Below are 21,324 nucleotides of genomic sequence, written 5' to 3'. Positions count from 1 at the left end.
ACATCATGCGATGCCTCAAGCGCTTCGTCGCCCGCGAGATCTACCGCGCCCTCACCAGGACACCGACAACCCAACGCATCAACCAGACCGACCTCGCTCCTGCAGCTTGACGTCCATAGGAGCATCCGGCCGCCCTCGGTCGGTCGTTCTCGTCCGGTGTTCCTCGCTCGGCGCTCCCGGCCGCTCCCGGCCGCAGTGACCTGCTGCTATCGGCCGATCGAGTCGTTCCCGAGCGCTGCGGTGCGCCGCACCGCTGAACGGTCGATCCCCTGCTCGATCATGCGAGGGTGACCGATCGTCATATCGACGTACAGAATGCCGGGTGGCGCAGTGCAGCGGCCGTCCTCCGCCGCCCCGCGCCCGCCGTGCTCGGGGCGGCCCTGCTGGCTCCCCTGGTCCTCGGCGTCTGGACGGCGGAACCGGGAACCACCCGGGGCGGCGAGGTGCGGGACGGGCTGCGGCTGAGCGTCAGCACCAACACCAGCCCCGACCCCGCGGTGCGACTGCGCGCCGGAGAAGCGGCCACCCGCACCTACCACCTGAGCAACCGCACCGAGTACCCGCTCGGCAACGTGGTGCTGAGCGACCCCCAACTGCCCGGGGGACAGCTCTCCTGCGGCGCCGACCGGAGCGTCCCGCCCGGCGGGGCCATCGACTGCACCGCCACCCTCACCGTCGCCCCCGGACCGCAGTCCACCCGGGTCTCGGCGGTCGCCGACGCGCCGAACCACCTGCCCCAGGCGCACGCCGACGCGACCACCGGCTACCTGGGCATCACCGCGGGCATCCGGCTCACCCGGCTGGGCGCCCCCACCGGTACGGGCCTGTCCCACCGCTCGACACCCCGGACACCCCCGAGCACCACCTTCGACCCCACGGCCGCACCTGGCGCCGCCCGGCCCGAGCGGACGCCGGTCAGGGCGGCGGGCAGAGCGGTGGCTGTGGGCACGGGGAGCATCGAACTCCAGTACCGCCTGGAGGCGTTCGGTGACGTCCCGATCACCGCCGCCTCGATCACCGAGGGACTGCCCGGCCTGGGCGAGGTGAACTGCACGGGCCCCGACGGCGGGCACACCATCGCTCCCGGCCAGGCCGTCGACTGCCGGGCGACCGGTACCGCCCGCCCGGGACGTCAGACCGGTACGGCCCGGGCGGAGGGCACGGCCGACGACGCGACCGTCGGCCCGGACGGCAGCCGCCAAGCACCCCGCCGGGTCTCCGCCGAGGCCGACGGCACCTACGACGGTCTGCAGCCCACCCCACCCAGCGCAGGGCCGACCGAACCCACGACCGCAGGCTCCGGTTCCGATTCCGGTTCCGCTCCAGGAACGGGCACCGGTAGCGGGGCGGGGGCGGGGGCGGGCCAGGGAACGGGCAGCACGGGCACCGGGGCCGGCCAGCCGGCCCCCGGCACGGCGGGCACCGGCGGCACCGGCAGCGCCGGAACCGCCGGAGGCGCGGGCACGCCACCGGGCTCCTCGACGGACGCCGTCCCGCCGGGGCTGCTCCCGATCACCGTCCCGCCCGGCACCCGGCCGGTGGCCGCCGCTCCCGGCCAGCCGCCCGCCAACGCAGGGCAGGTGCAGGGACAGGGACAGGGACAGGGACAGGGACAGCAGCCCGCAGCAGGAGCCCCCGCCCTGGCCGGGCAGTTGCTCGGGCCGTTCCTCCCCGGACAGGCGCCGGCACTGCTCCCGGGCGGAACCGCTTTCGCCCGCCCCGCCTCACCCTTCGCCGCTCCCGGTCAGTTCGCTGCATCAACTCCCTTCACGAGCAGTTCCGTTGCCCCCGCCACCGCCAACCCGTCCGCCCCCGCACAGGCTCCGAGCCCTGCCGCCGGTCAGCAGTCGCGGCCCGCAGCCGACCGATCCCCGGGCGCTCAGGCGCAGAGCCAGTACGCGACGGGCGACTGGCCCGCCGAGGAGGAGGACAGGCCCTGGGACACCACCGAGGTGATGATGCTCCTGCTGGCGCTCATCCTCCCGGTGCTGTGCGTCCTGGCGGCGATGTTCACCGTCCGGAACCGGAGCCGGCGGTGAGAGCCATGGCGGCGGTGAGAGCCATGACGGTGGTGACGGCCACGACCACCGTGACGGTGACGGCCACGACGACGCTGGCGGTGCGGGCGACAGCGACAGCGACAGCGGCGGAGGCGGGCCGGAGCGCACTGTGCCCGGGTGCGGTCGGGCCGCGATGCTGACCGTCGCCGTTGCCGCCGTGGCGGGTGCGGTGCTGGCGTTGGTGCTCGGCTTGCTGCTGGGGCGGACCAGGCGGGCGCGCGAGGGGTCGACGACGCCGCAGGCGCTGTCCTTCGCCGGGGCGGCGATCCTCGGCTTCTTCGCACTCTTCCTGGGCTTCAGCATCGCCGGCACCTGGCAGCAGCTGAACGCGGCCCGCCAACACACCTACGAAGAGTCGCGGGCCCTCACGGAGGCGTACTGGACCGCCGGCGGCCTGTCCGGCGCAGACCGGCCGGTGGTGCGGGAGAGGCTGCGGTCCTACACCAGGGTGGTGATCGACGACGAGTGGGCCACCATGCAGCACGGCACCGGTAGTCAGACCGCCTGGCAGGCGGTCGACCGGGTGCGGGCCGCCGTCGACCAGGCCGCGGTGCACAACCAGGCCGAGGCGAGTGCTCGGACCGATGTGCTGCGCAGCCTGTCCGAGGTCAACGCCAAGCGCAACGCGCGGCTGGGTGATCTCCGCGCGTCGGTGCCCGTCCTGGCGATCGGCGGTCTGCTGGTGGGGGCGGTGTTCGTGCTGGCCACCCCCTCGGTGATCGGGTTGACCTCCAATCCGCGGAACCTGGTGCTGATGTGCTTCGTGGGCGCCTCCGTGGCGTTCGGGGTGAGCATGGTGGCGGTGATGAGCGGGCCGTTCTCCGGTGCGGTGCGCGTCCAACCGACGGCTTTCCAGCTGGCGTTGGACCGCTACGACCAGATCGACGGCGACGCCGGGGCGTCGGCGCCGCCCCCGTTCCGGTCCTGACCGGTGCGGTCGGTCGGTGCGGTCAGGAGGTCACGCCGAGTTCGCGCGCGATGAGCATCCGTTGGACCTCCGAGGTGCCCTCCCCGATCTCCAGGATCTTGCAGTCGCGCCACATGCGGGCGACCGGGTACTCGTTCATGAAGCCGTAGCCGCCGTGGATCTGGGTCGCCTCCCGGGCGTTGTCGACCGCGGCCTCGGAGGCGTACAGCTTGGCGATGGCTGCCTCCTTCTTGAAGGGTTCGGAGTGCAGCAGCCGGGAGGCGGCGTCCCGCCAGGCCAGGCGGGAGGTGTGTGCGCGCATCTCCATGTCGGCGAGCTTGAACTGGATGACCTGGTTGGCGCCGATCGGCCGGCCGAAGGCGCGGCGCGTGGCGGCGTACGAGAGCGACTGGTCGACGCACCCCTGGGCCAGGCCGGTGGCCAGGGCCGCGATGGCGATGCGGCCCTCGTCGAGGATGCGCAGGAACTGGGCGTAACCGCGGCCTCGGCTGCCGAGCAGGTTGGCCGCGGGCACTCGGCAGTCGGTGAAGGACAGTTCGCGGGTGTCCGAGGCGTTCCAGCCGACCTTCGAGTACTTCTTCGACACCTGGAACCCGGGGGTCCCAGTGGGAACGATGATGGAGGAGATTTCCCTGGTGGGCGAGTGATTTGACGCCCCATCACTCGAACGTGTGAGCGGCTCGGTCAGTGCGGTGACGGTCACCAGCCCGGTGATCTCGGTGCCGGAGTTGGTGATGAAGCACTTGCTGCCGTTGATCACCCACTCGTCGGTGGTCTCGTCGTAGCGCGCGGTGGTCCGGGTCGCCCCGGCGTCCGTACCGCCCTCGGGCTCGGTCAGGCCGAAGGCGCCGAGCATCTCGCCGGAGGTCAGCTTCGGCAGCCACTCGCGCTTCTGCTCCTCGGTGCCGAAGAGGTGGACGGGCATCGCGCCGAGCGAGACGGCGGCCTCCAGGGTGATCGCCACCGAGGAGTCGACCCGGGCCAGTTCCTCCAGGGCCAGGCAGAGCGCGAAGTAGTCGCCGCCCATGCCGCCGTACTCCTCCGGGAAGGGCAGCCCGAACAGGCCCATCCGTCCCATCTCCCGGACGATTTCGTACGGGAACTCGTTCTGCTCGTAGTATTCGCCGATCTTCGGCGCAACCACGTCGTTGGCGAACTCCTCCACGGTGCGGCGGAGTTCCTCGTACTCATTGCTCAGGCGGTGGTCGAGCACGGCTGATCCTCCCGGGATCGCGGCCTGGTGGGCCTGGTGGGGACGGATGGTCGGAGGGGGTGTCGGGGTTCAGCCCGTCGGCCCGAGCAGGGCGCGGACGGTCCTCGACGGGCTGGGGCGACCGAGGTGACGGGCCATCCAGCCGCTGGTCGCGGTGAGTGCGGCGAGGTCCACGCCGGTCTCCACGCCCAGGCCGTTCAGCATCCAGACGAGGTCCTCGGTGGCCAGGTTGCCGGTCGCGCTCCTGGCGTACGGGCAGCCGCCGAGGCCGCCGGCCGACGCGTCCACCACGGTCACGCCGGAGCGGAGCGCCGCCAGGGTGTTGGCGAGGGCCTGCCCGTAGGTGTCGTGGAAGTGCACCGCCAGACGTTCGACCGGGGCACCGGAACGGGTGAACGCGTCGATCAGGGCGTTGACGTGGCCGGGGGTGGCGACGCCGATGGTGTCGCCGAGGCTCAGCTCGGTGCAGCCCATCTCCAGCAGCGCCAGGCCGTGGCGCACCACCTGCTCGATCGGGACCGGCCCCTCCCAGGGGTCGCCGAAGCACATCGACAGGTAGCCGCGGGCCGGGATCCCGGCGGCCGCGGCGCGCTCCACCACCGGACGGAACATCGCCATCGCCTCGTCCGCCGAGCGGTTGAGGTTGCGCCGGGCGAAGGTCTCGGTGGCGCTGGCGAAGACCGCGACCTCGGTGGCGTGGTGGGCCAGCGCCCGGTCCAGCCCGCGCTCGTTGGGCACCAGGACGGGCAGTCGCAGGCCGGGGTGCCGCGCGGGCAGCCCGGCCAGCCGGGGCATCAGCTCCTCGGCGTCCGCCAGTTGGGGCACCCACTTGGGGTGGACGAAGCTGGTGGCCTCGACGGTGCGCAGCCCGGCGGCGGCGAGCCGGGCGACGAACTCGGCCTTCACCTCGACGGGGACGAGCGCGCCCTCGTTCTGCAGGCCGTCGCGCGGGCCGACCTCGTGGATGCGGACCCGGCCGGGCAGCGCGGGGTCGCGCACCGGCTGCGGCAGGCCGAGGTCCAGCACGGTCGGTTCGTCCGTCCCGTTCGGCGAGGTGCTCATCGGACCGCCTCCCGGAGGGGCTCGGCGGGTGCGGGGGAGGGGGCGGGGTCGGACGGGTCCTCGTCCGCGGCGACCGTCACCAGGGGCGCGTCCATCGCGACGGTCGCGCCGGGGGCCACCCGCAGGTCGTCGACGGTGCCGTCGTGCGGCGCCGAGATGACGTGCTCCATCTTCATGGCCTCCAGGACCAGCAGGGCCTGGCCGCGGCGGACCCGCTCGCCGGGTTCGACCTTGACCACGGTGACGGTGCCGGGCATCGGTGCGGTGAGGGTGCCGTGGTGGACGGCGCCGGCCGCGGCGCGCTCCGCGATTGCATCGAACGGGTGAACGGGCCAGGCGTCCCCGTCGATCCCGAGCCAGTGGGTGGTCCCCTCCGGCGTGCGCTCCGAGGCGACCGTGAAAGTGGCCTGCAGGCCGTCAACCGCAAGGCGCAGCAGGTTCCCGTCCCGGCTCGCGCGGGCCCTCCGGACCGGGGCGTCGCCCAGGCGGACCTCCCACTCGGGGGTGGTCGTCGCGGAAAAACCGATAGCGCTCTCGAATTCACCATTGGTAATCATTCGACAGCTCACGGTGACCGGTTCGCGGCCGGGCAGTCGGAGCCGGTGCGTGGTCCACGCGGCCTCGCCACCGAGCCGCCAGCCCGAAGGGAGGGAGAAGGGATCGGTCCAGCCGTCGGAGGCGGTGGCGCGGCCGAGTTCGAGCTGCCGCAGCAGTGCGGCGGCGAAGTGGAGCAGGTCGATCGACCCGGCGCGGGTGTACGGGGAGCTCAGCAGCGAGGCGTCCTGCTGGGCACTGCGTTCCACCAGTCCGGTGTCGAGCCGGCCTGCCGTGACCTCGGGCCGGGCCAGCAGTCGGCGCAGGTAGCCGGTGTTGGTGGTGACGCCCAGGATGCGGGTCTCGGCGAGTGCGGCCCGCAGCCGACGGATCGCGGTCGGGCGGTCGGGCCCGTACGCGATCACCTTGGCGAGCATCGGGTCGTACAGGCTGCCGACCCGGTCGCCGGGTGCGATTCCGGAGTCCACCCGGACGCCCTCCCCGGAGGGTTCGTCCAGCAGCAGTACCTCGCCGCCGGTGGGCAGGAAGTCCCGTTCCGGGTCCTCGGCGCAGATCCGGGCCTCGATCGCGTGGCCCAGGAAGGAGACGTCCGACTGGACGAACGGCAGCGCCTCGCCCGCGGCGACGCGCAACTGCCACTCGACCAGGTCCAGCCGCTGAGGGCCGTCCGGCCCGGCCACGGCCACGGCCAGTTCGGTGACGGGGTGTTCCACCTGGAGGCGGGTGTTCATCTCCATGAAGAAGAAGTCGAGGACCTCGTCCGCGTCCGGCCCCGCGGGGCCACCGCCGGGGACGATGAACTCGACCGTGCCGGCACCGGTGTAGCCGCAAGCCTCGGCGGCGCGCACCGCGGCCGCGCCCATCGCGGCGCGGGTCCGGGGGTTCAACAGAACGGAAGGAGCCTCTTCGATGAGCTTCTGATGGCGGCGCTGCAGACTGCACTCGCGCTCGCCGAGGTGGACGGTCCGGCCGTGGGTGTCGGCCAGGACCTGCACCTCGATGTGCCGGGGCTGGTCGACCCAGCGCTCCAGCAGCAGGGTGTCGTCGCCGAACGCGGTGCGGGCCACCCGGCGGGCCGCAGCCAGCTCGGCGGGCAGCTCGGCCGGGTCGCGGACCAGCCGCATGCCCTTGCCGCCACCGCCGGCCGAGGGCTTCAGCAGCACCGGGTAGCCGATCCGCCCCGCCGCCTCGATCAGCTGCTCGTCGCTGGGCGAGCCCTCCTCGCTGCCGGGGACGACGGGCACTCCGGCGGCCCGGACGGCCTCCTTGGCGTTGATCTTGTCGCCCATCAGCTCCACCGCAGCCGGCGGCGGGCCGATGAAGACCAGCCCGGCCCGGGTGCAGGCCTCGGCGAACGCGGAGTTCTCGGCCAGGAACCCGTAGCCGGGGTGGACGGCCTGCGCGCCGGTCCGGCGGGCGGCCTCCAGGATCAGGTCGGCGCGCAGGTACGTCTCGGCGGCGGAGCTGTCGCTCCGGTCGGCGGGCCCGAGCCGGACCGCGAGGTCGGCGGCCCGGACGTGCGGGGCGTCCGCGTCCGCGTCGCTGTGCACGGCGACCGACCGCACGCCCAGCCGTCGGAGGGTGCGGATCACCCGGAGTGCGATCTCGCCGCGGTTGGCGACGAGCACGGTGTCGAACATGAGAGGTGTTCCTCCGTCACGAAGGGAACGGTGAGCTGGTTGGCAGTGCGTCACTGACGGTGCGTCACCGACGGGCGGTCCGGGCGGTCGCGGCCGCCCGTCACATCCGGAAGACCCCGAACGGGCGCGGCTCGGGGAGCGGGGCGTTGGCGCAGGCGGTGAGCGCCAGGCCGAGCACGGTCCTGGTCTGCAGCGGGTCGATCACGCCGTCGTCCCACAGCCTGGCGGTGGCGTAGTAGGCGTTGCCCTGGCGCTCGTACTGCTCGCGGACGGGGCGCTTGAACTCGTCCTCGTCCTCGGCGCTCCAGTCCTCGCCCCGGGCCTCGAACTGGTCGCGGCGGACGGTGGCCAGCACCGAGGCCGCCTGCTCCCCGCCCATCACGGAGATCTTCGCGTTCGGCCACATCCACAGGAAGCGAGGTGAGTAGGCCCGCCCGCACATCGAGTAGTTGCCCGCCCCGTACGAGCCGCCGATCACCACCGTCAGCTTGGGCACCCGGGTGCAGGCCACCGCGGTGACCATCTTGGCGCCGTGCTTGGCGATGCCGCCGGCCTCGTACTGGCGGCCCACCATGAACCCGGTGATGTTCTGCAGGAAGAGGAGGGGGATGCCGCGCTGGTCGCACAACTCGACGAAGTGCGCGCCCTTGAGCGCGGACTCGGCGAACAGGACGCCGTTGTTGGCGACGATGCCGACCGGGTGGCCGTGGATCCGGGCGAAACCGGTCACCAGGGTGGTGCCGTACTCGGCCTTGAACTCGGCGAACCGGCTGCCGTCCACCAGCCGGGCGATCACCTCGCGCACGTCGTAGGGGGTGCGCGGGTCCACCGGCACCACGCCGTACAACCCGGCCGGGTCGACCGCGGGCGGCTCGACCGGGGCGAGCGGCCACGGCTTGGCGGCGCGCGGGCCCAGGCCGGCCACGATGGTGCGGACGATGGAGAGCGCGTGGGCGTCGTCCTCCGCGAGGTGGTCGGTCACCCCCGAGGTGCGGGAGTGGAGGTCGCCGCCGCCCAGCTCCTCGGCGGTCACCACCTCGCCGGTGGCGGCCTTCACCAGCGGTGGGCCGCCCAGGAAGATGGTGCCCTGGTTGCGGACGATCACGGCCTCGTCGCTCATCGCCGGGACGTACGCACCGCCCGCGGTGCAGGAGCCCAGCACCGCCGCGATCTGCGGGATCCCGGCGGCGGACAGGCGCGCCTGGTTGTAGAAGATCCGGCCGAAGTGGTCGCGGTCGGGGAACACCTCGTCCTGCATCGGCAGGAACGCCCCGCCGGAGTCCACCAGGTAGACGCAGGGCAGCCGGTTCTCCAGGGCCACCTCCTGCGCCCGCAGGTGCTTCTTCACCGTCATCGGGTAGTAGGTGCCGCCCTTGACCGTGGCGTCGTTCGCCACCACCAGGACCTCGCGTCCGGCGACCCGGCCGATCCCGGCGATCACCCCGGCGGCCGGGGCGGCGCCGTCGTACAGCCCGTCGGCGGCCAGCGGGGCCAGTTCGAGGAACGGCGAGCCGGGGTCGAGCAGGGTGTCCACCCGGTCCCGGGGCAGGAGTTTGCCGCGGGCGACGTGCTTGGAGCGGGCCTTCTCACCGCCGCCGAGCGCCGCCGCCGCGAGCTTGCCGCGCAGCTCGGCGACCAGCTCCCGGTGGGCCCGGGCGTTGGCCAGCCCGGCCGGGGAGGACGGGTCGGCCACGCCCTCCAACCGGGGGGCCGGTGCGTCGGAGGCGAGGAACGGCGGGGCGTCCGGGGCCGCGTCCCGCGACGGGGCGGTGGACCACGGAGGAGTCTGTGCCGAAGAGGGGACCATCCCAAGAGCTCCCTTGCCCTCGGATTCGGATCGGGGCAGGCCGAAGGGCGAGCCGGCCAGCCCGTGTTAATGAGCGTTAACTCTGCGGCCAGGTTAACCATCGATAACCCGACTGTCTACGATGGGCAGCATGCCCAACCGCGCCACCGCCCCCGCGCTCCCACGCCGTGACCAGATCCGGAAAGAGGCCGCCAGGCTGTTCGCCGCTCGGGGCTTCCTCGGGGTCGGCGTCGACGAGATCGGCAAGGCGGTCGGCATCAGCGGCCCCGGCCTGTACCGACACTTCGCGGGCAAGGACGCGATGCTCGCCGACCTCCTGGTCGGCATCAGCGAGCGCCTGCTGGAGGAGGGGCGACGCCGCGAGGGCGAGGCCGACGGGCCCCGGGCCGCGCTCGACTCCCTGATCGACGGGCACATCGACTTCGCCCTGGACGACCGGGACTTGATCACCCTCCACGACCGCGAGCTGCTCCACCTCAAGGAGGCGGACCGCCGCCGGGTGCGCCGGCTCCAGCGCGGCTACGTCGAACTCTGGGTCGCGGTGGTGCGCGAGGCGTTCCCGCCGCTGGCCGTGCCCGAGGCGGAGCCGGTCGCCCGCGCCGCCGTGCACGCGGTCTTCGGCCTGCTCAACTCCACCCCGCACAGTGCCGCTCCGCAGGCGCCCCAGAGTGCCGGACCCGACGCCGGACCCGACGCCGGTGCGGGCGCCCCCGCCGAGCGGTCCGGCTCCGAACGGTCCGGTTCCGAGCGGTCCGGCTCCGAGCGGTCCGGGCTGGCCCGGGACAGCATGGCGGCGCTGCTGCGTGCGCTGGCCCAGGGGGCGTTCGTGGCGGCCGCCGCGGAGGCCGAGGGGCCCCGACCGGTCCGCTGACCCGCGGCACCGGGTCCGGTGGTCGGTCGGGGTGGGGCTGGCTACACCCTCCGCCTAGGTCGATCGGCTGACCCAGGTCTAGCCGATCGCAGGAGGCGCACCACCGCGCGGCGCGGGCAACCTGTAGACGGGAAGGAAGCGCGACCCGGAGTCGTTCAGCCTTCCGTGCGCCCTCGAACCCGATGGACGCCCGACCGGCCGAATGGTTAGCATCACTAAATATGCCCGAGACTCATGGTTTCCCAGAGCGAAGTTGGCTCCGCCGGCTCGGCGGCTACTGCTGGCGGTACCGCCGCAACCTGCTGCTGTCCTTCGGGGCGTCCCTGGTGGGCATGGCGGTCACCGCGATCGTCCCGCTCATCACCAAGCTGATCATCGATGACGTGATCACCACGCACAGCCGTCCGCTCACTCCCTGGGCGGTCCTGCTGCTGGTCGCGGCGGCGGTGGTGTTCCTCTGCACCCAAGTCCGGCGCTACTACGGCGGCCAGCTCGCGCTGGACGTCCAGCACGACATGCGGGCCGACCTGTTCCGCTCGCTGACCAGGCTCGACGGGCACCGGCAGGACCGGCTGGACACCGGCCAGGTGGTCGGCCGGGCCACCTCCGACCTGCAGCTCGTCAACGGTCTGCTGTCGATGCTGCCGATGATGACGGGCTACGGCCTGATGTTCGTCATGTCGCTGGCGGTCATGCTCTGGCTCTCCCCGCCGCTCACCCTGATCGCCCTGGTGATGGGCCCGGTCCTGTGGTGGCTGGCCACGCTCAGCCGCAAGCGCCTCTTCCCGGCGACCTGGGCCGCCCAGCAGCAGGCCGCCGAGGTCGCGGGCGTGGTGGACGCCGCGATCGGCGGGGTCCGGGTGGTCAAGGGCTTCGGCCAGGAGGCGCAGGAGCGCCGCAAGTTGGAGCGCGCCTCGCGCGAGCTGTTCGCCGCCCGGCTGCGGTCGATCAAGCTGAACGCCCGCTACACCCCTGCCATGCAGGCCGTCCCCGCGCTCGGGCAGGTCGCGGTGCTCGCCGTCGGCGGCTGGCTGGCCGTCCGGGGGGACGTCACGCTCGGCACCTTCGTCGCTTTCTCCACCTACCTGGCGCAGATGACCGGCCCGGTCCGGATGCTCGCCATGGTGATCACGGTCGGCCAGCAGGCCCGCGCCGGGGTCGAGCGCGTCCTGCAACTGATCGACCAGCGCCCGCTGGTCACCGACCCCGCCGACGCCCGCCCGCTCGACCCGTCCGCCGCCCCGCCCGGCACCCCCGCGCTGGAGCTCGACCGGGTCGACTTCCACTACCGGGCGGAGGAGCACCCCGAGCCGGGCAGCGTCCCCGACGGCGTCCCGGTGCTGGAGGGCCTCAGCCTGCGGCTCGCCCAGGGGGAGACGCTGGCCCTGGTCGGCGCCTCCGGCTCCGGCAAGTCCACCGTCGCCCAGCTGGTGCCCCGCTTCTACGACCCGACCTCCGGCACCGTCCGACTGTTCGGGCAGGACGTCCGCGAGGCCACCCTGGACTCGGTGCGCGCCACCATCGGCATCGTGCCCGAGGAGAGCTTCCTGTTCTCCGAGAGCGTCCGCACCAACATCGCCTACGGGCACCCGGACGCCACCGAGGAGCAGATCGAGGCCGCCGCCCGGATCGCCCAGGCCGACGGCTTCATCCGCGAGCTCCCCGAGGGCTACGACACCAAGGTCGGCGAGCAGGGCCTCACCCTCTCCGGCGGCCAGCGCCAGCGCATCGCGCTCGCCCGGGCCGTCCTCACCGACCCGTGCATCCTGCTGCTCGACGACGCCACCTCCGCGGTGGACCCGCAGATCGAGGCGGAGATCCACGACGCGCTGCACAGCGTGATGGCCGGCCGCACCACCCTGCTGATCGCCCACCGCCGCTCCACCCTGCAGCTCGCCGACCGGATCGCCGTCCTGGACGCGGGCCGGCTGATCGACCTCGGCACGCACGAGGAACTCACCGCCCGATGTCCCCGCTACCGCTCGCTCATCACCGACCCGGACGCCCTGCCGGCTCCCGCCCCGGCTCCGGACGAGGAGACCGCACCCGAGCGGGCCGTCGGTGCCACCGCCACCACCGGCAGTGCGGCCGCCAGTAGCGCTGCCGCCGGGAAGCCGGGGGCGGACGCCGAACTGCTCGCCAAGGTCGCCGCCCTGCCGCCCGCGACCGACACCCCCGGGGTCCCGGTCGAACGGGCCGAGGCCGCCGACCCCCGGTTCGGCCTCGCCCGGCTGCTCGCCCCGTTCCGCCGCCCCCTGCTGCTCGCCCTGCTCCTGGTCGCGCTGGACACCGCGGCCGGGCTCACCCTCCCGGTCCTGATCCGGCACGGCATCGACGACGGCGTCAGCAAGGCCGCCCTCGGCGGCGTCGCGGTCGCCTCCCTGCTGGCCCTCGCGGTGGTCCTGCTCGACTGGTTGGTGCAGGCCACCGAGAGCCGGGTTTCCGGCCGCACCGGCGAACGCGTCCTCTACACCCTGCGGCTGAAGATCTTCGCGCACCTCAACCGGCTCGGCCTCGACTACTACGAGCGGGAACTGACCGGCCGGATCATGACGCGGATGACCACCGACGTCGACTCCATCTCCTCCTTCCTGCAGACCGGCGTGGTCACCGCCGTGGTCAGCGTCCTCACCTTCCTCGGCATCTTCGTCGCCCTGATCGTGATCGACCCCGGCCTCGCCCTGGTGGTCTTCGCGGTGCTCCCGCCGCTGGTCATCGCCACGCTGGTGTTCCGCAAGAAGTCCGCCCAGCAGTACCAGGTCTCCCGCGACCTGATCAGCACCGTCAACGCGGACCTGCAGGAGAACGTCGCGGGCATGCGGATCGTCCAGGCCTTCCGCCGCCAGGACGCCAACACCGAGCGGTTCGTCGAACGGGGCCTCGCCTACCGGCACGCCCGGGCCAGGGCGCAGCTCTACATCTCGCTGTACTTCCCGTTCGTGCAGTTCCTCTCCAGCGTCGCCTCCGCCCTGGTGCTGATCGCCGGCGCCTCCCGGGTCGACGACGGCACCCTCACCATCGGCGCCCTGGTCGCCTACCTGCTGTACATCGACCTGTTCTTCGCGCCCGTCAACCAGCTCTCGCAGATCTTCGACGGCTACCAGCAGGCCGCCGTCGGCCTCGGCCGGATCCGCGAACTGATGCGCACCCCCACCAGCACGCCCCAGGCCGAGCACCCGGTCCCGGTCGGCGCGCTGCGCGGCGAGATCGACTTCCGGAACGTCAGCTTCGCCTACAACGGAGGTGGTGCGGGCAACCCCGACGTGCTCTCCGGGATCGACCTGCACATCCCGTCCGGCCAGACCGTCGCCCTGGTCGGCGAGACCGGGGCGGGCAAGTCGACCCTGGTCAAACTGGTCGCCCGGTTCTACGACGCCACCGGCGGCACCCTGCAGGTGGACGGCACCGACCTCACCAGCTACGACCTGGACGGGTACCGGCACCGGCTCGGCGTCGTCCCGCAGGAGGCGTACCTCTTCGCGGGAACGGTCCGGGACGCCATCGCCTACGGGCGCCCCGGGGCCAGCGACGCCGAGGTCGAGGCGGCGGCCAAGGCGGTCGGCGCCCACGACATGATCACCCGGCTGACCGGCGGCTACCAGCACCGGGTCGCACCCCGCGGCCGCAACCTCTCCGCCGGTCAGCGCCAGCTCATCGCCCTCGCCCGCGCCGAACTGGTCGACCCCGACATCCTGCTCCTCGACGAGGCCACCGCCGCACTCGACCTCGCCACCGAAGCCGCCGTCAACCACGCCGCCGACCGGCTCAGCGGCGGACGCACCACCCTGGTCATCGCCCACCGGCTCACCACCGCCGAACGGGCCGACCGGATCGTCGTCCTCGACCACGGCCGCATCGTGGAGGACGGAACCCACACCGAGCTGCTCGACCGCGACGGCGCCTACGCCAAACTGTGGAACGCCTTCATCGCGGAGGGGCACCCGGCACCGGCCCTGGGCTGACCACCCGGACGACGACCCCGGCGGAGGGGCGGCAGCGGACCGCGACGGCCGCGACGCCCTGACGCCGGGGCCGACGACCCCGTGCGGCCACGGACCACCGCGTGCGGGACGGGAGCCATCGGCCTTGACCGGAAAGGGCCGTTCGATCACGGAGCTGTCTCGGCCGGGACGCAACTGGGCCGCTCGCCGGTTGCGACTCGGCCACCGGACACCGCCGACGGAGCCCCTCCTGGTACACAGAACGGGCGACCGATCGAGGGGACGGGAGCACCACCCCGTCACCAGGTCGAGAGGCCACGCCCATGCGCCCACGCGCGTCCGCGCCGCCCCCGGTCGCCCTCTACGCGGTCGGCCAACTCCCCGCCTACCTGCTGCCCACCCTGGTGGGCAGCCTCACCGGCGGAACCGGTCCGACCCCCACGCAGGCCGGAGCCCTCGGCAGCACCCTGCTGCTCGCGTCCGCCACCGTCGCGCTGCTGCTCGCCGGACGGGTGGCCGCCCTCGGACCGGGCCGCACCGCGCGCACCGGCCTCGGCCTGCTCGGGCTCGGCTGCGCACTCGCCGCCACCGGTCCGCAACTCCCGCTGCTCACCGTCGCCCTGGCGCTGGCCGGGCTCGGTGCGGGCGTCGCCACCGCCGTCGCCACCACGGCCCTGGCCGGTGCGCCCGACCCGCACCGCAGCACCGTCCGCGCCCTGTTCGCCACCTCGGGCACCGCGGCCGCGTTCTACCTGCTGCTCCCGCACCTCGGCACCGGTCCGACCGCGCCCTTCTCCGCGCTCGCCCTGACGGCCCTGGCGGTCCTGGCCGCCGCCTCCCGCAACGGCAGTTCCGCCCCGGACCAGGTCCGCGGACCACGGCGCAGCGCCCCGGCCGCACCCGGCGGCCGGACGCGGACCGGCGCGGCCGCGCTCGTCCTGGCCGTTCCGTTCTGGGCGATGGCGCAGAACGCGCTCTGGGGCATCAGCGGCCAACTCGGCCGCCAACGGGCCGGGTTGGGGGAGAGCACCCTCGGCCTGGTGTTCGCGCTGGCGCTGCTCGGCGGTCTGCTGGGCGTGGCCGCCGCGGGCGCGCTCGGCACCAGGGTCGGCCGCGCCGCCCCGATCGGGCTCGGCACCCTGGTGATCGCCGGGTGCGTCCTGCTGACCGGCACCGCCCGCGGCCCGGCCGCCTTCACCACGGGCGAACTGCTGTGGAACCTGCTGTACCCGCTGGTGCTCAGCCACCTGCTCGGCCTCGCCGCCGCCCTCGACCCCGGCGGCCGCCGCGCCGTCCAGACCTCCGCCGTCGCCGCCCTCGGCACCGCCTGCGGGCCGCTGGCCGGTGCCGCCCTGGCGAGCGGTCTCGGCCACCCGGCAACGGGCGCGGTGCTCGCCGCCCTGCTGCTGGCCAGTGCCGGGCCGCTGACCCTGGCCGCCCGCGCCCGCGGGCCCCACCGTCCGGCCGCCCGCGCTCCGGCGGGCGCCCGGCCGGCCGCCACGGCACCGCGTCGCCGTCCGACGGCGCCCCGGCACCAGGCCCGCCACCCACCCGACGACCCACCCGACCGCCCGCGTCCCCGGGCCGCGCCGGCCGGTGCCGAGCACCCACCCGGACCACGCCTCCGGCTACGCCTCCAGCAGCGCCCGGAACAGCGCCTCGACGTCCGCCCTGGACGGCAGCTCGCTGACCTGACCGTCCCCGACCTCCACCACCCGCCACCCCGCGGCCCCGTCCGCCGCGCCCGCTCCGGCGCTGCGGGCCAGGTCGGTGGTGACGAAGCGGCACCCCAGCCGCCGGACCAGCGGGCGGACGGCCGACAGCTCGGGCTCCACCCGGACCGCCGGGCTGTCGGGGTGCGGGCCGACCAGCACCGCCTCGCCGTCCAGCCACCAGACCCGGGCCTCCTCCGCCCGCCCGTCCGCGGCCCGGGCGAACCGCTCGAAGCGGCGCACCACCAGCCCGCCCGACAGGAACTCGCCCTGCAGCTCGGCGAAGCGCGACGCCACCCGCTCCAGCGCGTCGAGGTCGGCGAGGTCGGGCACGTAGCAGGCCTCGTCCCATTCGTGCTTGCGGGACTTCACGTAGTCCTTCACCACCGCGGGCCCCCGCCCGCCCAGCTCCGCGGCCGCCGCGGCCAGGGCGCTCCGGCTCCAGCCCGGGCCGGGCAGCCAGCTGCTGGCCGGGGTCAGCGGTTCGAACGTCCGGTACCAGCCGGGCAGTTCGTGGGCGGTCGCGTACGCGGCCGCTCCGGTCAGCAGGGGGCGGCCGCGGTCCGCCAGGGCCTCGGCGAGCTCGGCGTACCGGGCGGTGGGGACCATCCAGCCCCGGTACCAGAGCGGCCCCGGACCGGCCGGGATCCGGCGGACCGCAGCCTCGACGTCCCCGGCGAGCAGCGCGTCGTGGTCGAGCAGGACGTGGCCGCCGCCCACCGCCCGGAGCGCCCCGGCCTCCCAGGCGAAGTGCGGGTCCACCCGGCGGGGGAGCAGCGGGTCGGACGGAAGGATGACGGCGGGTTCGACCATGCGGCTCAGATTAGGTCCACCGACCGGTGGAGAGCCCGGAAACCCCTTGCCCCGGCACGTCGTTCCGCCCGAAAACCCGATCGACACCCCTCCCACGAGTCTGCCAGGGTGGGCGCGTGCGATGGATCAGGCGTACTCGGAAGCCCGTCGGCGAACGGCGCCCCCGCCAGGCGGCGCGGACGCTGGTGCTCTCCCCGCAGGGCGAGGTGTTCCTGTTCAGGTCCGACAACTCCGAGGTCGGGGTGCACTGGAACGCCCCGGGCGGCGGGGTGGAGCCGGGCGAGTCCCCGATCGAGGGCGCCCTCCGGGAGCTGCACGAGGAGACCGGCTGGACCGACCTCCGGCCGGGCCCGCTCGTCTGCACCTGGGAGCACGACTTCACCTGGCACGGCACCCCCGTCCGGCAGCACGAGCACATCTTCCTGACCCACGGCCCGCGGCGCGAGCCCGGGAACGTCGCGGAGGTCCACCGGATCGACGGCATCCTCGGCTGGCGCTGGTGGACGCGGGAGGAACTCGCCGCCCCCGACGCCGACCCGACCTGGCCGCCGAACCTGTCCGTCCTGCTCGCCGGGCTCCGCACCGCGCCACCCGGCCCGATCGACCCCGTCCACCTCGGTTACGTGCCCAACGCCGTCCCCGCCGCGGGCGACTGACCCGCGGCCCCGCCGTTCCGTCCGACTCAGCGGACCGGGCGCCGACCCCGGCGGCGTCCGCGCGTGGTCGGCAGCTCGGCCTGCCAGTCGCGCATCCCCAGCTCCCGGTCGTGCACCGCCTCCGGGTTGATCACCACCGACAGCAGGGCGGACCGCAGCTCCTCCGGGGACAGCCCGGTCGAACGCTGCAGCTGCTCGGTCGGCACCGACACCGCGATGGCCGACCGCCACTCCGGCAGCACCACCTGGCAGGTGCCGGAACCGAACCGCAGCAACTGCGCCGACACCCGGCGGTCCGGAGCCCGCCCACCCGGACCGGCCCCCTCCGCCAGCCCGGGCGACCCGCCGATCAGCACCCCCATCGGCACCCCCGCCGGATCCGCCGGAGCACCCTCCGTCCCGGCCGCGGCCTCCTCCGCCACCGCCCGGCGCCCGGCCGACGGCACCGCCCGCACCTGGCTCAACCGCCGCGAGGGCGCGGGGCGCCGCTGCGGACGCACCTGCCCCACCACCTCACCGGCGCCCCAGACCCCCGACGACCACTCGACCGCCGCCCCGGACGCACCCACGCGGGTACCGGCACCCGTGCCCGCCCGCGTACCCGCATCGACGCCCGCACCAGCGCCTGCGCCCGCCGCCGTGCTCTGCGCAGCGTCCTCCGGCGCCGGACCGTCCGCCGAACCCGCCCGCGCCGCACGGCGGTTGACGTCCGCGTGCGGTCGGTCCGACGCGTTCTGGTCGAGCGAGGTCATGGCTGTTGCCCCTCCGGATTCTGAGCTCGCCCGATCCTGCACCACCGGTGCGCGCCGGGCCAAGGGACGTGCGCACGCAGCCCACGGTTCCCGTCCAGGGAGGGTAAACCCGTTGCGGGGCGGGGGCACCCGGCTAGGGTGGAGGCATGTCTCTCACGTCATGCCCGTGCTGGTGGCCGTCCTAGGACGGCCGGTTCCCACGCATGACCCCAGGGCCGTCCGCAAGGGCGGCCCCGGCGCGACCACCTCGGACGGATCCAGGGCAGACCCCGGCGGGCGGCCACCACCCGCAACCGAGGAGCACCCCCGCCATGACCAGCGCGACCGTCGCCGCCGAAGCCACCACCGACCGCACCGCCACCGCCGACCGCACCCCCGCCGAGAGCGCGGCGACCCCGCTGGTCGCCGCCACCGCCGCAGGGCACCGCCGCATCCTGACCGGCGACCGTCCCACCGGCCCGCTGCACCTCGGCCACTACTTCGGGACGCTCCGCAACCGGGTCGAACTCCAGGCCCGGGGCCTGGAGTTGATGATCGTCATCCCCGACTACCAGGCGATCACCGACCGGGACCGCGCCGACCGCCCCGCCGTTCACGCGGAGAACCTGGTCCTCGACTACCTGGCCGCCGGGGTCGACCCGGAGCGGTCCACGATCTTCACCCACAGCGCCGTTCCCGCCCTCAACCAGCTGATGCTGCCCTTCCTCAGCCTGGTCAGCGTCGCCGAACTCTCCCGCAACCCCACCGTCAAGGACGAGATCGCCCACTCCCGGCAGTCCGCCGTCAGCGGGCTGATGTTCACCTACCCCGTCCACCAGGCCGCCGACATCCTGTTCTGCAAGGCCGACCTCGTCCCGGTCGGCCAGGACCAACTGCCGCACCTGGAAGTCACCCGCACCATCGCGCGCCGCTTCAACGACCGCTACGCCACCCTCTTCCCCGAACCGCAGGCCCTGCTCTCCCGCGCCCCGCTGCTCCTCGGCACCGACGGCGGCAAGATGAGCAAGAGCCGGGGCAACTCCGTCACCCTCGGCGCCACCGCGGACGAGACCGCCCGACTGCTCCGCGGCGCCGTCACCGACCCCGACCGCCGCATCACCTACGACCCCGAGCACCGCCCCGGCGTCTCCAACCTCCTGCTGCTCACCGCGCTCTGCCAGGACCGCGACCCGCACGCCGTCGCCGCGGAGATCGGCGACGGCGGAGCCGCCCGCCTCAAGCGCACCGCCACCGAGGCGGTCAACGAGTACTTCCGCCCCCTGCGGGCCCGCCGCGCCGAACTCGCCGCCGACCGCACCGTCCTGCGCGAGGTCCTGCACACCGGGAACGCCCGCGCCAACGCCGTCGCCGACCGCACCCTCGCCGAGGTGCGCGCCGCCATGGGCACCTTCTAGCCCCGTCCCCGGCCGCGCTGCCGCCGCCCCGCGGCCCGGCGGAGCGACAGCAACGCGGCCGGGGTGGGCCGTTCCCGGACGGGGGATACCGTCAGCAGACGGAACAGCGGCCGCCCGCCTCCCGTCCCCACCCCCGCTCGCGCTCCCCGAAGGAGTACCGGATGCCCCTGCGCCCGCTCCGCCCCGGCGACCGGGTCGCCCTCGCCGCCACCAGCGGCGCGATCGACCCCGACCGACTCGCCCTCGGCACCGACGTCCTCCGCTCCTGGGGCCTGGACGTGGTCGTCCCCCCGCACCTCCACGACACCCACCCGACGCTGCCGCACCTGGCCGGCACCGACGCCCACCGCGCCGCCGACTTCCAGGCCGCCTGGCTCGACCCCGACATCGACGCCGTCCTCTGCGCCCGCGGCGGCTTCGGCGCCCACCGGATGGTCGACCTCCTCGACTGGGACGCGATGCGCGCCGCCGAACCGAAGCCCCTCGTCGGCTTCAGCGACGTCACCGTCCTGCACGAGGCCGTCGCCCAACGGCTCGGCATCCCGACCCTCTACGGCCCGATGCCCGGCACCACCGTCTTCAGCACCGACGCCGCCACCGCCGAACACCTGCGCCGCACCCTCTTCGAACCCGCCACCACCACCGTCCTCACCGGCCCCGACGCCACCGCCCTCGCCCCCGGACGGGCGCACGGCGTCCTGATGGGCGGCTGCGCCTCCCTGCTCGCGGCCGACCGCGGAACCCCCGGCGCCCGCCCGTCCTTCGCCGGCGGCCTGCTCCTCCTGGAGGACGTCAACGAGCAGCCCTACCAACTCGACCGGATCCTCACCCAGCTCCGCCGCAGCGGCGCCCTGGACGGGGTGGCGGGAGTGGTCCTCGGCTCCTGGGACAACTGCGGTCCGCTCGACGGCGTGCGCGCCGTGATGCTCGACCACTTCGGCGGCCTCGGCGTCCCCGTGCTGTGGGAACTCGGCTTCGGCCACTGCCCGTCCTCGATCACCGTCCCGCTCGGCGTCCCCGCCACCCTCGACGCCGACGCCGGCACGCTCACCCTCGACGCACCTGTTCTCAGCGGCCCTACCGGCGCGTAGGGTGCGAGCCATGCACGCCGAAGGCACCTCCAGCACCACTCCCACCACCGAGCAGCCCGCCGCCGTGGCGGAACAGGTGGTGACCCGAGCCCTCGGCCTGCTCCGCGGCCCCGGCAGCGGCACCGGCCGCGTCCTCCTCGGGCTGGCCGGGCCGCCCGCCGCCGGAAAGTCCACCCTCGCGCGCCTCCTGGCCGACGAGATCAACCACCGCGAAGGCCCCGACACCGCGGCCCTCCTCCCGCTCGACGGCTTCCACCTCTCCAACGCCCAGCTCGACCGCCTCGACCTGCGCCCCCGCAAGGGCGCCCCCGAGACCTTCGACGCCCACGGCTACCTCGCCCTCCTCCAGCGCGTCACCACCGACCGCTTCCACGACATCTACGCCCCCGACTTCGACCGCACCCTCGACGAACCGGTCGCCGCCCGGCACCTCATCCGCCCCTACACCCGCCTCGTCATCACCGAGGGCAACTACCTCGCCACCCCCACCACCCCGTGGACGGACGCCCGGGCCCTGCTGCGCGAGCTCTGGTACGTCGACGCGGACGAGAGCACCCGCGACACCCGCCTGCTCGCCCGCCACACCGAGGGCGGCCAGGACCACGCGGCCGCCCGCCACCGCATCGACAGCAACGACCGTCCCAACGCCACCCACGTGGAGAGCAGCCGCGCTGCGTGCGACTGGGTGGTCCGCACGGACGAGTTTGCATCCGTCCGCCGGTCGGCGTAGTGTTGACTGGTCGCTCGGCAGGGAGCACCGGACACGCATCTGTGTGGACGGTCCCGGGGCGGCCAATCCCTTGGAAAACCAGCTAGCTGATCCGTGACG

The 21,324-nt window shown here is 74.2% G+C and carries 14 protein-coding genes and 1 pseudogene; 9 read left to right on the top strand and 6 right to left on the bottom strand.

The window, feature by feature from the left end; genetic code table 11:
* The first annotated feature begins 287 nt into the window (after positions 1-287).
* Both QSK52_RS37960 and QSK52_RS37955 read left to right on the top strand, forming a co-directional pair.
* Positions 288-2,039 (top strand): hypothetical protein, encoded by a 1,752-nt coding sequence (locus QSK52_RS37960; RefSeq protein WP_285740850.1) that lies wholly within the window; start codon positions 288-290, stop codon positions 2,037-2,039.
* Positions 2,040-2,193: 154 nt separating this feature from the next.
* Entirely contained in the window at positions 2,194-2,988 is a 795-nt protein-coding gene (locus QSK52_RS37955; protein ID WP_285740849.1) for a DUF4239 domain-containing protein, read from the top strand.
* Positions 2,989-3,010: 22 nt separating this feature from the next.
* On the opposite strand, the gene QSK52_RS37950 is transcribed toward QSK52_RS37955, so the two are convergent.
* From QSK52_RS37950 to QSK52_RS37935, 4 genes are all read right to left on the bottom strand, one after another.
* On the bottom strand, positions 3,011-4,201 hold the full coding sequence (locus QSK52_RS37950) for an acyl-CoA dehydrogenase family protein (RefSeq protein ID WP_285740848.1): 1,191 nt from the start codon (positions 4,199-4,201) through the stop codon (positions 3,011-3,013).
* 69 nt (positions 4,202-4,270) lie between these two features.
* Positions 4,271-5,263, bottom strand: a complete 993-nt coding sequence (locus QSK52_RS37945) for a hydroxymethylglutaryl-CoA lyase (RefSeq protein ID WP_285740847.1) — start codon at positions 5,261-5,263, stop codon at positions 4,271-4,273.
* Positions 5,260-7,458, bottom strand: coding sequence for an acetyl/propionyl/methylcrotonyl-CoA carboxylase subunit alpha (locus QSK52_RS37940; protein WP_285740846.1), 2,199 nt, complete (start codon positions 7,456-7,458; stop codon positions 5,260-5,262). Before QSK52_RS37940 ends, QSK52_RS37945 begins: the two co-directional genes overlap by 4 nt.
* A 100-nt stretch (positions 7,459-7,558) precedes the next feature.
* Complete coding sequence (locus QSK52_RS37935) at positions 7,559-9,265, bottom strand: carboxyl transferase domain-containing protein (RefSeq protein ID WP_285740845.1); 1,707 nt, start codon at positions 9,263-9,265, stop codon at positions 7,559-7,561.
* A 130-nt stretch (positions 9,266-9,395) separates the two neighbouring features.
* Between QSK52_RS37935 and QSK52_RS37930 the strand changes: the two genes are divergently transcribed.
* The 3 genes and pseudogenes from QSK52_RS37930 to QSK52_RS39630 form a co-directional block, all read left to right on the top strand.
* Positions 9,396-10,136: a TetR/AcrR family transcriptional regulator gene (locus QSK52_RS37930; protein ID WP_285740844.1), complete on the top strand. Its 741-nt coding sequence runs from the start codon at positions 9,396-9,398 to the stop codon at positions 10,134-10,136.
* Positions 10,137-10,357: 221 nt separating this feature from the next.
* Positions 10,358-14,098: an ABC transporter ATP-binding protein gene (locus QSK52_RS37925; RefSeq protein ID WP_285740843.1), complete on the top strand. Its 3,741-nt coding sequence runs from the start codon at positions 10,358-10,360 to the stop codon at positions 14,096-14,098.
* A gap of 302 nt (positions 14,099-14,400) precedes the next feature.
* Positions 14,401-15,327 (top strand): annotated as a pseudogene (locus tag QSK52_RS39630) (MFS transporter); the annotation flags it as partial.
* A 378-nt stretch (positions 15,328-15,705) separates the two neighbouring features.
* On the opposite strand, the gene QSK52_RS37915 reads toward QSK52_RS39630, so the two are convergent.
* Positions 15,706-16,602 carry an ATP-grasp domain-containing protein gene (locus QSK52_RS37915; RefSeq protein WP_285740841.1) on the bottom strand — a complete coding sequence of 299 codons (897 nt, stop codon included), beginning with the start codon at positions 16,600-16,602 and terminating at the stop codon, positions 15,706-15,708.
* A 116-nt stretch (positions 16,603-16,718) separates the two neighbouring features.
* On the opposite strand from QSK52_RS37915, the gene QSK52_RS37910 reads away from it, so the two are divergent.
* Positions 16,719-17,258, top strand: a complete 540-nt coding sequence (locus QSK52_RS37910; RefSeq protein ID WP_285740840.1) for an NUDIX hydrolase — start codon at positions 16,719-16,721, stop codon at positions 17,256-17,258.
* Positions 17,259-17,284: 26 nt separating this feature from the next.
* Here the strand turns inward: QSK52_RS37910 and QSK52_RS37905 are convergent, their stop codons facing one another.
* Positions 17,285-17,758 carry a hypothetical protein gene (locus QSK52_RS37905; RefSeq protein ID WP_285740839.1) on the bottom strand — a complete coding sequence of 158 codons (474 nt, stop codon included), beginning with the start codon at positions 17,756-17,758 and terminating at the stop codon, positions 17,285-17,287.
* A 563-nt stretch (positions 17,759-18,321) separates the two neighbouring features.
* Between QSK52_RS37905 and trpS the strand changes: the two genes are divergently transcribed.
* From trpS to QSK52_RS37890, 3 genes are all read left to right on the top strand, one after another.
* Entirely contained in the window at positions 18,322-19,404 is a 1,083-nt protein-coding gene (gene trpS, locus QSK52_RS37900) for a tryptophan--tRNA ligase (RefSeq protein ID WP_285740838.1), read from the top strand.
* A gap of 161 nt (positions 19,405-19,565) precedes the next feature.
* Entirely contained in the window at positions 19,566-20,495 is a 930-nt protein-coding gene (locus tag QSK52_RS37895; RefSeq protein ID WP_285740837.1) for a S66 peptidase family protein, read from the top strand.
* Positions 20,496-20,505: 10 nt separating this feature from the next.
* Complete coding sequence (locus tag QSK52_RS37890; RefSeq protein ID WP_285740836.1) at positions 20,506-21,225, top strand: nucleoside/nucleotide kinase family protein; 720 nt, start codon at positions 20,506-20,508, stop codon at positions 21,223-21,225.
* The last annotated feature ends 99 nt before the right edge of the window (positions 21,226-21,324 follow it).

This window comes from Kitasatospora phosalacinea, from assembly GCF_030268885.1.
Lineage (GTDB): Bacteria > Actinomycetota > Actinomycetes > Streptomycetales > Streptomycetaceae > Kitasatospora > Kitasatospora phosalacinea_C.
The sequence above is the reverse complement of the archived record's forward strand: the minus strand, read 5'-3'. Positions and strand labels throughout refer to the sequence as shown.